Origin of the sequence: Alteromonas sp. MB-3u-76 (genome assembly GCF_002831605.1) — a bacterium.
In the GTDB taxonomy this organism is placed as follows: domain Bacteria; phylum Pseudomonadota; class Gammaproteobacteria; order Enterobacterales; family Alteromonadaceae; genus Alteromonas; species Alteromonas hispanica.
Window position 1 is genome coordinate 1796979 of sequence record NZ_CP025115.1, and the last position, 15039, is coordinate 1812017.

The following is a 15039-nucleotide window of genomic DNA, read 5'->3' on the forward strand; positions in this document are numbered from 1 at the left end:
TCGGATAGAAACACCATGAATTTGCATGAATACCAAGGTAAGCAGCTATTCAAAGAATACGGCTTGCCTGTTTCTGAAGGATACGCAGCAGACACTCCTCAAAGTGCTGTAGAAGCCGCCGACCGCATTGGCGGAGAAGAGTGGGTAGTAAAATGTCAGGTACACGCGGGCGGCCGCGGTAAAGCTGGCGGTGTGAAGCTAGTCAAAACAAAAGACGAGATTCGCGCCTTTGCTGAAAACTGGCTTGGCAAAAATTTGGTGACTTTCCAGACTGACGAAAACGGTCAGCCTGTCAGCAAAATCCTAGTTGAATCTTGCACAGATATCGCAAACGAACTTTACCTTGGTGCAGTAGTTGACCGTACAACCCGTCGCGTTGTATTCATGGCTTCTACTGAAGGTGGCGTTGAGATTGAAACTGTTGCAGAAGAAACACCTGAAAAGATCCTTAAAGCTGAAATTGACCCTATTGTAGGTCCTCAGCCTTACCAAGCGCGCGAAATGGCGTTTAAACTTGGTCTTAGCGGTGTGCAAATCAAACAGTTTACTAAGATCTTCCTAGGTCTTGCTAAAATGTTTGAAGACTTAGATATCGCGCTCATTGAAATCAACCCGCTTGTTATCAAAGACGACGGTGACCTTCACTGCCTAGACGCAAAACTTGCGATCGACGGTAACGCGCTTTATCGCCAGCCTAAAGTAAAAGGCATGCAGGATCCTTCACAGGAAGATTCACGCGAAGCACATGCTGCTCAGTGGGAACTTAACTATGTTGCACTAGACGGTAATGTAGGTTGTATGGTTAACGGTGCTGGCCTTGCAATGGGTACTATGGACATCGTAAACCTACATGGCGGCAAGCCAGCTAACTTCCTAGATGTTGGTGGCGGCGCGACGAAAGAGCGTGTAGCTGAAGCATTCAAAATCATCCTTTCTGATGACAATGTTAAAGCGGTATTGGTAAACATCTTCGGTGGTATCGTACGCTGTGACATGATTGCTGAAGGTATTATCGGTGCGGTTAAAGAAGTTGGCGTAGAAGTACCAGTAGTTGTACGTCTTGAAGGTACCAATGCAGAGCTTGGCCGTGAAGTTCTAGCGAACTCTGGTCTTGATATCATTGCTGCTGAATCGCTAACTGATGCAGCACAGAAAGTTGTTGCTGCAGCGGAGGGCAAATAATGTCTGTATTAATTAACAAAGATACTAAAGTAATTTGTCAGGGTTTCACTGGCGGTCAGGGTACATTCCACTCTGAGCAAGCAATTGCTTACGGTACGCAAATGGTTGGTGGTGTAACACCAGGCAAAGGCGGTACTGAGCATTTAGGTCTTCCAGTATTCAATACTGTACGTGAAGCAGTAGAAGCAACTGGTGCAACTGCAACAGTTATCTACGTACCAGCGCCTTTCTGTAAAGATTCAATTGTTGAAGCTGCAGATGCAGGTATCGAGCTAATTGTATGTATCACTGAAGGTATCCCAACGCTAGACATGCTTTACGTTAAAGAATACGTTGAAGCAAAAGGCGTTCGCATGATTGGTCCTAACTGCCCAGGTGTTATCACTCCTGGAGAGTGTAAAATTGGTATCATGCCTGGTCATATTCACAAGCCTGGTAAAGTAGGTATTGTTTCTCGCTCTGGTACATTAACGTACGAAGCGGTTAAGCAAACTACTGATGAAGGTTTCGGCCAGTCTACCTGTGTTGGTATTGGTGGTGATCCTATTCCTGGTTCTAACTTCATCGACATTCTTGCAATGTTCCAAGATGACCCACAAACAGAAGCTATCGTTATGATCGGTGAGATCGGCGGTACTGCGGAAGAAGAAGCGGCTGCGTTCATCAAAGAGAACGTAACTAAGCCAGTTGTTTCTTACATTGCGGGTGTTACAGCCCCTCCAGGCAAGCGTATGGGTCACGCTGGTGCAATCATCGCAGGCGGTAAAGGTACTGCTGATGAGAAATTCAAAGCACTAGAAGACGCAGGCGTAAAAACTGTACGTTCACTTGCCGAAATCGGTAAAGCACTTCGTGAAACTACAGGTTGGTAAGCTAACGCTTATTCATACGTTTGAAAGCCCGCGTTACGCGGGCTTTTTTTTGCTTGTTTAAAGGCTCCTGTCAAAAAGAAAGTCGTTTTGTTTATGATTTTATTAACAAATCGACTATTCCTCATGAAACAAAATTACAACAAATCCCTCTTTAGGCCGCTAAAATCATTGATTTTGGTGTTAAATTACAAGTTTGTTGTCTGTGAGCTATGTTAACGCTTTGTTTAAAAAGTTAATTGAATACGTATGCAGACAATTGTGCAATAAGTCACACCTCTATAGCATTACGCTCAAGTAATCTATTGTCATTTCTTTGTCACAATAACAAACAAATAGGCAAAATTTGTAACCTTACGGGACACACGTTTTATGAAACACTTTAAACCTAACCTAATAAAGACAGCGCTTATTGCTGGCGGCGTTGCTTTTGGAAGTAACCCTGCACTAGCACAGCAGTCAGATACTGACACGGTTGATGAGGCCGCCGTTGAAGTCATTGAAGTAAGTGGCATTCGCGGAAGTTTACAACGTGCTCAAGCAATAAAAATGGATAACACATCTATTGTTGAAGCACTTTCAGCGGAAGATATTGGTAAGTTGCCAGATACCTCTATTGCTGAATCACTTGCTCGTCTTCCAGGTTTAGCCGGTGAGCGAAGAAACGGCAGAACCAGCGGTCTTTCTGTTCGTGGTTTTAACGAAAACTACGTAGGCACAACGCTTAACGGTCGCGAACTATTAGGTATGGGTGATAACCGTGGGGTTGAGTTCGACTTATACCCAACTGAAATTGTTTCTAATATCCTCGTTTATAAAACACCTGAAGCCGGTTTAATGACCCAAGGCATAGGTGGTACTATTGATATAAGAACGGTAAGTCCTCTTACTGCAAAAGAAACATTTGCCATTAACGGCAGCTACGAAATGAATGGCGAAGATTCTGGAAATCCAGATTTCGATAACAATGGCCACAGAATTTCATTCAACTACGTAGACAAATTTGCAGACGACAAGCTAGGTGTTGCATTAGTTGTTGCAGATATGGAGTCTCCGCGTCAGGAAAAATATTTCCGCGGTTGGGGCTATGCGAATGCAAACCCTGATAAAGCGGCAGAAGGTGTAGATGTTCCAGATGGCACTGTTGTTCTTGGTGGCCACGACTCTTACACTCGTTCCGCCATGCTTGAGCGTACCTCGGTTGCCAGTGTTATTGAGTACGCGCCCACGGACGACTTAAAAATCCAATTCGACGCTCTATATATCGACTTTGAAGAAAACGATGTAAGACGTGGTGTTGAAGAAGGTGGCGCAGAGTGGGGCACGAGCGAATATACCATTACCGGCGTAGAAGATGGCTTGGTTACATCAGGATATTTTGATGGTTTCTTTTCAGTTATCCGCAACGATTCAAGACAGCAACAGGCCGAGCTAACCACTTTTGGTTTAAATGTTGAATACATTCTTAACGACAACTGGACGGCAACACTTGATGTGTCAACTGGTGAAGTGGATAAGACTATAACCGATATTGAGAGTTATTCTGGTGTAGGCCGTGCGGGTGTTGCAGGTCGGGCTATGACACCTCGTTCATGGACTATGACATCAACAGGTGCGGTATATAGTGATCATCCAACTCTGGACAGTGTTGATCTAACCGACCCATCTATGATCCAACTTGCAGGTCCACAGGCTTGGGGTGGTTCATTAGCGCCAGTAGAACAGTTCCAGGGTGTAGAGGGTTTTGGTCCTGATACAGCTCAAGATGGCTTCGTTAATGAGCCAGTGTTTGACGAAACGCTAGACGCAGTAAGACTTGATATTGAAGGTTTTGTTGATTGGGGCATGTTCTCGAAGTTTAGCGCAGGTGTTAACTATCAAGAGCGCGAAAAATCAAAAGACAACAATGGTGCATTCTTAACGTCTCCACTGTGGCCTAGCTCTGAGTCAATTCCAAACCCACTTGGTGTAGCAGATCTTAGTCACATTGGTATTGAAGGTGTAGTTGCGTATGACAGTCTTGCACTTTATCGCAGTGGCTACTATATCGAGACAGAAGCAGAGTTGTTTGAAAATGGTCGTATAGGCGATACATACACAATCTCTGAAGACCTTCTAACTATGTTTGCCAAGCTTACTATCGATACAGAACTTCGTGGTGTTTATATCACAGGTAATCTAGGGGTTCAGGTGGTAGACGTGGAACAGCGCGGTACTGGTTTTAATACCACAACTGGTCCTACTGGCTTTACCAGTGTAACGCCTGTGTCTGATGGATCTTCTTATCACGATATATTGCCTACGTTGAACTTGAGTTTTGAATTTGCAGATAACCAGTTCATTCGTACTGCAATGGGCAAAGTTTTGAGCCGTCCTCGTATGGATGATATGCGTCCAAATAATACGGTAAATTTCGTATTTAACGACCAGCAAATAATTTCTCAAGACGTGGGTAACGGCCCTTGGTCTGCAAGTTCTGGTAACGCGCGCTTAAGACCATTAGAAGCGAATCAATTTGATATTGCTTATGAGAATTACTTTGCTGATTCTGGTTATGTTGCAGTGAGCTTCTTCTATAAAGACCTTACAAACTGGCACGTTGGCGGGCAGACAATTGGTGACTTTAGTGACTCATACATTGAAGGTTTCCACCAAACGTCTGGACAAACCGACATCAACAACGATGGTGTGTTAGATGAAAACGACATTGTTCCACCAGCAATCTTTAACGGCGTTGTAAGCTTCCGTGAAGACGGACTGGAAGGGTTTGTACGTGGTTGGGAAGTTCAAGGGAGTATTCCGTTTGACTTGTTCCACGAATCTCTTGAAGGTTTTGGTATGTTTGCAAGCGCAACTTTCTTAGACGGTGAGTTAGATAACGGCGATGCGGTACCAGGTCTATCAGATGAAACTTATTCACTTACAGCGTTTTATGAGAGTAATGGCTTTGAGTTCCGCGTTTCTGGTACCAAGCGCGACGCGTTTAGCACCGAAACTCGAGCGGTTAGCCTATCGCTTGCTCAAATTCAGGATGCAGGCGTTGAACAATGGGACGCACAGATTGGCTACGACTTTAGTGAATCTGGCATAGAATCATTACATGGATTACGTGTAACGCTTCAAGGTCAGAACTTAACAGACGAGCCTACCGTTCGCACAAACCCTGGTGACTCTCGTCAAATTACCGAGTTTCAGCAGTTTGGTCGCAACTTCTTGTTAGGTGTTAACTACACGTTTTAATGCTGACTTTGCACATTAGTCACGTTGGATTATTTTAAAATACACCAACGCGGCTAGAGCAAAAAAACTGCAGAAAACGGTTAAATAAGAATGGGGCCCCAATTAGTCGCACTGGTTGGGGTCTTTTAGTTTAAACTTTATTTTTCTATGGCCAACTCTGTGTAACAGTGTCTATATAAAAGCAAAGCTAAATTTTGGTGATATCAAAGCAATGACAAATAATACGGTGACGAATGTTGTAGTAGTGGGTGGCGGCACCGCTGGTTGGATTTCAGCTGCGGTAATTAAGCGCCTTCTTGGAAGCCAGGTGAACGTAAACTTGGTTGAGTCGGAAGACATCGGGACTGTTGGTGTTGGAGAGGCCACTATTCCGCCCATCGCATTATTAAACAATATGTTAGGGTTGGATGAAAAAGAATTTTTACGAGAAACCAACGCCACCATGAAATTAGCCATTCGTTTTGAGAATTGGAAGACTCAGGGCGATAGCTATTATCACACTTTCGGTGCGCCGGGAAAAAGCTATGCATTTTGTCATTTCCACCATTACTTCAAGCGGGCACAACAACTTGGATTGAAAGATTCAATTTGGGAATATGACCTTAATTATCTGGCCTGCGAGGCCGGCAAATTTGCGCATATAAAAACCCCAGACCCTGTTATTGAAATGCCGTATGCTTATCACTTCGATGCCTCTTTGTATGCCCGCTTTTTGCGAAAAAAATGCGAGGCAATGGGAGTTGCGCGCACCGAAGGCGTTATCGAGCGGGTAGAGCAACACCCTGAAAACGGCTTTATTAAAGGGGTATGTCTAAAGAATGGGCAAATGATTAACGGCGATCTCTTTATTGACTGTTCCGGTTTTAAAGGATTATTAACCCAGCAAACACTCAATACGGGGTACGAGGACTGGTCGCACTGGTTGCCCTGCGACAGGGCTGTAGCTATGCCTTCTGAACGTTTTGAGAAAACGGTTCCATTTACTCGCTCTATAGCACACAGTGCGGGTTGGCAATGGCGCATTCCTCTTCAACATCGCAATGGCAATGGCTTGGTTTATAGCAGTAACTATTACAGTGACGACGAAGCTTTGGGTATTCTTTCTGCCAATCTTGAAACTAAACCTCTCGCCGATCCTAATTTCATCAGGTTCAAAACTGGTCGCAGACGTAAACAATGGAACAAGAATGTTATTGCCGTAGGATTGGCAAGTGGCTTTCTCGAACCACTTGAATCCACAAGTATCCACCTTATTCAATCTGCGATAGTACGGTTAATACACTTGTTTCCGCACCATGGCGTTAAACAAAAGCAAGTTGATGAATATAACGAGCAATCAAGAATTGAATATGAACAAATTCGAGATTTTATTATTTTGCACTATCACGTAAACGAGCGTACTGATAGTCAGTTTTGGCGAGATGTTCGAGAAATGGATGTGCCAGATAGTCTTACTCACAAAATTGAGTTATTTAGGGATTCTGGCAATTTGTTCCGAGAGCAAAATGATTTGTTTTTAGAAAGTTCATGGTTACAAGTGCTTATGGGGCAGGGTGTCTCGCCTAACGATTATCATCCCCTTGCCAATGGTATTTCAGAGCAGAAATTAATGGACTTGATGGAAAACATAAAACGCATAAAACGTGAGCCTGTCAGTAAAATTGCTAGCCATGATGAGTTTTTAAAACAATTTTGTGCGCAGCAGTAGAGGTACTGCTAGCGGATACCTCTTCAAGTTGTAGACAACAAACATAAAGAAAAGGACTTCTCGAACTGCTTTTGCAATTTGCACCTGGATATTTATGCATTCGTTTTGTCGAGTGCAAATTTCACGTATTCTAATAAATACCTCTTTGACTTTCCCTCTTTCAGCAGAAGATCGCATCTTTTTGTGGTTTTTATATGTCACTTCGCGATTTTCTTTTTATTTCTATCTCTAACCATTTGTGTTTTAAATTTGTTTTCAGTTTGTGTTTTTTATGTAAATGAATACGTATGCATAGCATTGCTCTCTTTTTGAACAAAACAGTAATATCTATTACTGGAATAAAAGAGACAAGATTAGGTGTGGCAGTCCTAACTTGTCGACAATAATCATAAATGGGACACCAATGAAAACATTCAAACCCAGTACAATAATGGCTGCTCTAATAAGTAGTGGAGTGGCATTTATGTCGCTTCCATCTTATGCACAGGACGTAGCTGAAAACACACAAGATAGAAAAACGGACAAAGTCGACATTCCCCCAGAAGAAGTTGAGCGCATTGAAGTGCGGGGTTTTAGTACCAGTCTAATTCAATCGCTAAATCAAAAACGCTTCTCAGACACTGTATCTGAACAGATATCAGCTGATGATCTTGGCGGCCTACCTGATGTTTCAATGGCCGATGCACTTACTCGTCTTCCTGGTATTTCGGCGGTTCGTACAGGTGGTCAAGCAGCGCAGATAAACATTCGCGGCCTTTCGGGCGATTTTGTATTTTCAACATTAAATGGCCGTGAGCAGGTTTCTACAAGCGGCAGCCGGGCCATTGAATTTGATCAGTACCCTTCGGAGTTAATCAGTGAAGCTGCGGTGTATAAATCACCTAAAGCCTCTCTTATCGAAGGTGGTATTGCGGGTACCGTTGAATTGAAAACTGCGTCCCCCCTTAAAATGCAGGAGCAACATAAATTCAGCGCCAATATGCGAGGAATGTATAACGATAGAGCATCAGAGATTTCCGACGCAGAAGAGTTCGGTCATCGTCTTAGCTTTTCCTATCAAGGCAAATTTTTAGATGACACCGTAGGTGTATCGCTGGGGTATGCGCGCTTATTTCAACCGAGTGTTTCAACCCAGTTTATAGGGCTTGCATACAACGGATTGGTGGATGTAGACGGCATTGAAGGTGACACTGATGGGCCTGACTCGTGTGTGGAATGTGAATACATATCCGAAGGGTTTGAAATGCAGCACAAAGGGGGGGAGGAAACTCGCGATGGTTATGTGGCTGCCTTTGAATGGGCACCAATCGACACCTTTACGCTAAAAGCCGATGCCTTTATTTCAAAGTTTGACTCTGAAGCGTTTGCACGAGGCTTCCGAGTGAAACTTGGCGGTATCAACGCAGGGATCACTAACCCTACCATTGTCAATAACAGCGTGATTGGCGGCACGTTTTCACGCACAGACAATAGCTTTACTCGCATAGAACTCGTCAACGACGACAATCAAGATTTCGATAGCGTTGCAAACTTTGGTGTGAATGCCAATTGGGAAATTAGTGCCGACCTAGCGGTTCAGTTCGACATCTCTCGTTCTACCGCTGAAAGCGACTTTAGAAACGGCTTATTGTGGTCTTTAGTGGGAGAAGACGCCAATGCAGCCAATCCGGTTTTCGATGAGAACGTGCAAATATCATATTTGCTGAATGGATTAGACTTACCTGACTTAGGTTTTAATCAAATGAATGCGTTCACAGACACCGACCGCGTGATGGTAAGCAAGTATGGTATTTACCCTTTTGAAAATAAAGACGAATTAGATGCCTACAGAATTGATTTTCAATATTTTATAGATTCACCCGTTATATCCGGCTTGGAATTTGGTTACCGCTATTCAGACCGAGAATATAACAACGATCGCTCTGTGTTTGAGTATGGAAACGACAGCGCCTTCTCGGTAAGCCAACCGCCGCTAAAACTAACCTCAGATATGGTGGAACAGGTAAACTGGAGCGGAGACTTTGGCTATTTCCCAAGTTATCTGTCGGTAGACTTGGACAGCGCACTTAACGCTTGGTTTCCAGATGGCAGGCCTGTACCTGTTCAAACTTGGGGGCCAGGTGCTGCAGGCGTAATAAATGGCCCCGGCACAGGTCCTGCAACCGCATGGACGTTACAAGAGAGCGGTGATGTTTTTGAAACCGTGAATTCAGCCTACTTAATGGCGACGATAAATACGGAAATTGGGCGTCTTCCAGTAACCGGTAATGTGGGTGTGCGTTACGTAAAAAGTAAACAACGCTCAACCACGCTTCAGCGTGCCACTCAACTTATTACCGACTTAGAAACCGGTGCAACTGAAGAAGTTAGCGACCCAACTGCGGGCGCGCAAAACATTACTGATGATGTAGGTCTTATTAATAACTTTTATCGCCCTGCGCTATTGAGCCATGAATACAGTGATGTGTTGCCGTCAATCAACTTAAACTTTCAGCTTAACGACGATATGCAGTTACGTGTTGCTGCTGCAAAGGTAATGGGGAGGGCACCAATTAATCGTTTTGCCGCCAATGCCTCAACAAACGTAGAGGTAGTTACTGCGTTTCAAGACCGAGATTCTGGGGAAATAACCCTATCTACCCCGACAGCTCGGGTAAATGGCAACGCACGTAATAGTCCGTATTTAGAGCCATTTTATGCCACTCAATACGATGTGTCATGGGAGTACTATTTTAGCGAAACCGAAGGTGCATTAGTTATAGCTGGCTTCTACAAGGATATTGAATCGTTTGTCGAAGACATAGAAATAGACCCATACGACTTTGAAGCTAATGGCATTGTTACGCCAGACTCTGTACAAGTGCCGGTGTATTTAACGCCAGAGTTTACAGGCCAGGAATCAGAATTAGCAGTAGACGCTAATGGCGATCCTTTGTTTGTAACTGTGCCAACAGAAAACGGAAGCTACAGTACAGCAGTTAACAACGCTGAAGGTGGTTACATTAGAGGTATTGAAATTGCCTATACGCAAATTTACAGCATGTTACCTGGCTTTTGGTCTGGCCTAGGCATTAGCGCGAGCTATTCATATACAGAAAGCGAGATTCAGAGAACACTTGGCGATGGCATTTACGCAACGAGTTTGCCTGGTCTGTCTGAAAATGTGGCCACACTAACCGCATTTTGGGAATACGAGGGATTTGAAACCCGTCTTTCTACACGCTTTAGGGATTCGTTTGTTTCTCAACAAGTTGCGGTCAACGATCAGGTCGTAAACTTCGATTCTGAGCTCGTTGTTGATTATCAAGCATCTTACGAATTGAATGAGAATTGGAGCGTATTATTTCAGGTGAACAACCTTACCGATGAGCCCACTCGCAGCTACTTCTCGTCACAAGAGCAAACCGGCACTATCCAATTCTTTGGCACACAGTACTTCTTAGGGATGACATACCGATTATGATAGCTCTAGTCCTAAGCCGCGTTATCACTGTGATAAATGCCAAAAATATAAGAACAAATCAGGAGAACACTATGTTTACTAGCTTAAGAGTATGGCGGTTAGCTGTGCTGATAGTAGGCGCCCTTGTAATAGCAGGATGTGGGGGGGCAGATGTAGAGTCTGGCACCAACGAATTATTAACCTGTGAGGTGCCTAACGTACCCGATGAAACAGGAACTGAGTGCGTAGCGCCTCCACCTATCGCATGTGAAGCGCCAACCGTACCTAACGAAACCAATGACGCTTGTGTTGTAGGCGCTGATCCATCTCTGCCAATGCCAGTGTTTACCCCTGGTGATAACCAAGCTGTATTGTATTACAACCGTGCGGCGGTTGATGCCGATAACTCCAGCAGCGATCCAGCTTACGAAGGCTGGCGCTTGCATACATGGAATAATGATACCTGTGATGCGTATGCCGATGCAGATACAGACTGGGCTAATGGGCGTGTGCATAATGGAGTCGACCCTAATTACGGGGCCTATTGGATCTTAGATTTAAAAGACAACTATGGTGATTGTCATAACTTTATTATTCACAAAGGCACTGATGACGCAGGGAAAGAAATGGGCGGTGGTGATTTTCAAGCTTCACTTGTTCAAGACGATGAGACTTTCACGCGTATGAACTTTACCTTGTCTGGCGAGCCCACCCTTTTTGAATTCCCAATTATGTCGCTAGGACCCCAGCCAGTCGATATCGAAGGTTTTGGTGCTCACTGGCTCGATAGTAATACTATTTTATGGGATGTGCCTGAAGCGGTAGCCACTGTTAAGTTACATTATTCCGACACGGCTAGTTTAGAAAGCACTTTGGAAAATGGCATTAACGGCACAGCGGTAGAACTAATGGCTACGTCGTTAACTGAAGAACAAGTAGCGCAGGCTCCTCACCTTGGCGATATGACTGCGTGGGAAGGTACTTGGACCCTCGATGATGCAAAGACTGTATTAACAACGCAAACCGCGCTGGGTGGGTACGATGTCGATGGTAACTTAGTGGCAGCAACGGGAATTCAACTCGCAAACGCCATCGATGCTATTTACACTCGCGGTGAAAACGACGCTGATGAGGCCGAACTGGGCGGTATCTATCAAGAAAATGGTATTACCGCCGCTGTCTGGGCACCCACAGCATCCAACGTTGATCTGTTAATTTATAACGACAATAAAAGTTTGTCTGAACGTCTAGAGATGAGCCTAGATCCAACCTCTGGAGTTTGGCGCTACAATGGCGATATGTCTTTAGACAGACGATTATATCGTTATGAAATTACCGTGTTTCATCCGGTCACAGGTAATATTGAAACGCTTTTAGTAACAGACCCATACTCTGTTTCACTCACTACTAATGGCCGATTTTCCCGCTTTGTAAATCTATCCGACGAAGACCTTAAACCAGAAGGGTGGGATTCACACAACATTCCAACTATTGAGAATGTGGAAGATGCTGTGATTTACCAAGGTCATATACGTGATTTTAGTGTGTTAGATATGTCTACTTCTGAGGAAAATCGCGGTAAATACCTTGCCTTTACTGAAGAGGGAACAGCGCCAGTAGCGCATCTTCAAAAACTGGTTGATGCAGGGCTAAACTACTTTCATATTTTACCTGCCAACGACATTGCAACTATCGATGAAGATCCGACAAATACGATAGATTTATATGACACCGTAGGTGAACTATGTCGCTTAAACGATGATGCTGCAGTTTGCGATGAAGAAAGTGAAAATACGCTACTCATCGATGTTTATAACAGTTACGACCCACTTGCTGAAGCTGCAAAAGCGCAGCAGCTTACTAATGATCTTCGCGGTGTAGATACATTCAACTGGGGATATGATCCGCATCACTTTAACGCGCCAGAAGGAAGCTATGCATCGAGTGCAGAAGGGGTAGAACGCATTGTTGAAATGCGGGCAATGGTTCAGGCACTTCATGAAATGGGGCTGCGCGTGGCGCTAGATGTTGTTTACAATCATACTAATGCATCGGGTGTATTTTCAAAGTCTGTGTTGGATAAGACTGTTCCTGGTTATTACCACCGTTATGAAGTGGATACGGGCGCTATCGTTCGTGAGACTTGTTGTGATGATACTGAGCCACGCAACGTAATGATGGAAAAGTTCATGGAAGATTCTTTACTTATTTGGACTGAGCATTACAAATACGATGCTTTCCGTTTTGACATTATGAGTCAGGCAACGAAGGACACCATGGTGCGCTTACGCGAGGCTGTGCAAGCAATCGATGACGATAATTATTTTTACGGTGAAGGTTGGACAAAAATAGACCGCGGTTATGAGCAAGCCAATCAGTTAAATATGGCGGGTACTGAAATTGGTACTTATAACGACCGTATACGCGAAGCAATTCGACAAGGTAACATCTTTTCACCACAGTCAGACTCTCTGCTAAGCGATCAAGACCGCGTGAAGATGAGTATGGCGGGCACGCTTAAAGATTACATACTCGAAACCTCTGCAGGTAGCGCAGGGACCACCAGTAACTTAGGCGGCTATGCTGATGATCCGGCTGATATTATTAACTATGTATCAAAACACGATAATGAAACGCTTTGGGATCAGCTTAATTACACGCTTCCGCAAGACATTAGTTTACAAGAGCGAGTAAGAGCGCAAAATGTGGCTATGGGTATTACACTGGTTTCTCAAGGTATTCCATTTTTACAAATGGGCGGGGATATGCTGCGCTCTAAATCAATGGATAGAAACACTTACGACTCGGGTGATTGGTTTAATTATGTAGACTTTACCTATTCAACTAACAATTGGAATGTAGGCCTTCCGCTTGCACAAGACAATGAAGCGCGATGGGAAGAAATGGGCGAATTTATCTACGACCCTGAGCGCGCAGCCTCAAGTGCTGACATTATGTTCGCTTCCGACGTGTTTGCTGAGTTATTGTCAATTCGAATGTCTAGTCCTCTCTTTAGGTTAACGACTGCTGAAGACATAATAGATCGCGTGGGTTTTCACAATATTGGAAGCCGCCAGCAAAAGGGTCTTATCGTCATGAGTATAGATGACGGCGTGCCGCAAGACCCCGAGCAAAACCGCAATGATATAGACATGCTTAACGATGCCATTATGGTGCTTGTTAACACTGGCTATGAAGAAAAAGCGATAACGGTAAACACAGCCACAGGTTTTGTTCTTCATGCCACTCACGCGAACTCTGTTGATAGTCAGGTGCGAGCCGCCACTTTTGCAGAGAGCGAAGACGGAAATGGTACGTTCACCGTTCCTGCGCTCACAATCGCTGTTTTCGTGAAACCACAGTCGGGGTCACAAGGATATGGGTTATCAGCATTTGCAACATCAGGTGCCCCAGACGTTTTACCTTATGGTGACACGGTCGCCTATTTACGCGGTGATATGAATGGATGGTCATTAGACAATGCATTTACTTACCAAGGAGACGGCGTATACACAGTTGCGGTACCGCTTGAGGGTGGAACAACTTACGGGTTCAAGTTTGCTTCTGAAGATTGGGCTACCGTTAATTTTGGTGCGCTTGACAATGATGATAGCAATGTTGTTGAAAACGAGGAAAAGGTTTTAGGACGAACAAACACCAATCTCATGTTTACGCCATCAATTGACGCAACTTATTTATTTATTATCGATGCGTCTGATAGCGAAGCACCGGCCTTGTTAATTGAAAACGAAGAGCCCTATGTTGGCACATCAGTGTACTTGCGTGGTGCAATGAACGACTGGGGCACGGAAGAAGAATTTAACTACCAAGGTGGAAGGGTTTACACATTTGCGCGCAATATGGAACCTGGAACCTACGAATTTAAAGTGGCTTCTGAAGATTGGAGTACAGTTAATTTAGGTGCACTTAGCAGCGCTGATAGTGACAGAAATCTGTTTGTTGGAGAGGCTCTAGCGCTGGCACCAACTAATGACAATCTCATACTTACTATTGATAACCCAGATCGCTATGTATTCGTGCTTGATGTATCTGATAAAGACGCTCCTACTATTGGCGTGTATAAAGAGGCGTTTTGGGGTGAAACTAACGTTTATGTCAGAGGCGGTATGAATGGATGGGGGGCTGAAGATGTATTTTCTTATCTCGGAAACGGTGAATACGTGGCCGATGTAGAATTAAGTGCTGGCTCGGTTGAATTTAAAGTTGCATCAGAGGATTGGTCAACAGTGAACTTGGGTAACCCGAATGAATCAGCTACTAATGTGGTGGATATCGATAGGCCAAAAGTTCTTGGTAGTAGTAACAACAATCTAATGATGGATGTTCCTCAGTCAGGTCTATACCAATTTAGAGTGTCCGGGCCAAATGGCGCAGCGCCAACGTTAACGGTCACCTTAAAGTAATATCAAAGAAAAACATCGCAAACAATAAAACCGCAATTTTTATATTGCGGTTTTTTTTTGCAAAAAGCGGTTTGGAGATATCGTGCATATCTAGCTTTTTACTGGGCCTGTAAGAATATTGTGAGCAAATGGCGCAATACTTGTATCTCTCTAGAAGTAATAGCCATTACAAAA

6 protein-coding genes are annotated in these 15039 nt (G+C 44.2%); all 6 read left to right on the forward strand.

The genetic code is table 11. From position 1 onward, the window contains the following. The first annotated feature begins 15 nt into the window (after positions 1-15). Positions 16-1182: an ADP-forming succinate--CoA ligase subunit beta gene (gene sucC / locus CW735_RS08000; RefSeq protein WP_071979753.1), complete on the forward strand. Its 1167-nt coding sequence runs from the start codon at positions 16-18 to the stop codon at positions 1180-1182. Beyond that, positions 1182-2054: a succinate--CoA ligase subunit alpha gene (sucD, locus tag CW735_RS08005; protein WP_071979752.1), complete on the forward strand. Its 873-nt coding sequence runs from the start codon at positions 1182-1184 to the stop codon at positions 2052-2054. The genes sucC and sucD overlap by 1 nt, the downstream gene beginning before the upstream one ends. A gap of 369 nt (positions 2055-2423) precedes the next feature. Next, on the forward strand, positions 2424-5291 hold the full coding sequence (locus tag CW735_RS08010) for a TonB-dependent receptor (protein ID WP_100971640.1): 2868 nt from the start codon (positions 2424-2426) through the stop codon (positions 5289-5291). A 211-nt stretch (positions 5292-5502) separates the two neighbouring features. Further along, positions 5503-6999 carry a tryptophan halogenase family protein gene (locus tag CW735_RS08015; protein ID WP_100973212.1) on the forward strand — a complete coding sequence of 499 codons (1497 nt, stop codon included), beginning with the start codon at positions 5503-5505 and terminating at the stop codon, positions 6997-6999. 403 nt (positions 7000-7402) lie between these two features. Continuing rightward, positions 7403-10462: a TonB-dependent receptor gene (locus CW735_RS08020; protein WP_100971642.1), complete on the forward strand. Its 3060-nt coding sequence runs from the start codon at positions 7403-7405 to the stop codon at positions 10460-10462. A 71-nt stretch (positions 10463-10533) separates the two neighbouring features. Continuing rightward, positions 10534-14865 (forward strand): alpha-1,6-glucosidase domain-containing protein, encoded by a 4332-nt coding sequence (locus tag CW735_RS08025; protein WP_157812664.1) that lies wholly within the window; start codon positions 10534-10536, stop codon positions 14863-14865. Positions 14866-15039 lie beyond the last annotated feature (174 nt).

What these genes read in the sequence shown, in the direction of transcription:
- sucC (WP_071979753.1), top strand. Translation starts at nt 16, where the DNA reads ATGAATTTGCATGAATACCAAGGTAAGCAGCTATTCAAAGAATACGGC.
- CW735_RS08010 (WP_100971640.1), top strand. Translation starts at nt 2,424, where the DNA reads ATGAAACACTTTAAACCTAACCTAATAAAGACAGCGCTTATTGCTGGC.
- CW735_RS08015 (WP_100973212.1), top strand. Translation starts at nt 5,503, where the DNA reads ATGACAAATAATACGGTGACGAATGTTGTAGTAGTGGGTGGCGGCACC.
- sucD (WP_071979752.1), top strand. Translation starts at nt 1,182, where the DNA reads ATGTCTGTATTAATTAACAAAGATACTAAAGTAATTTGTCAGGGTTTC.
- CW735_RS08025 (WP_157812664.1), top strand. Translation starts at nt 10,534, where the DNA reads ATGTTTACTAGCTTAAGAGTATGGCGGTTAGCTGTGCTGATAGTAGGC.
- CW735_RS08020 (WP_100971642.1), top strand. Translation starts at nt 7,403, where the DNA reads ATGAAAACATTCAAACCCAGTACAATAATGGCTGCTCTAATAAGTAGT.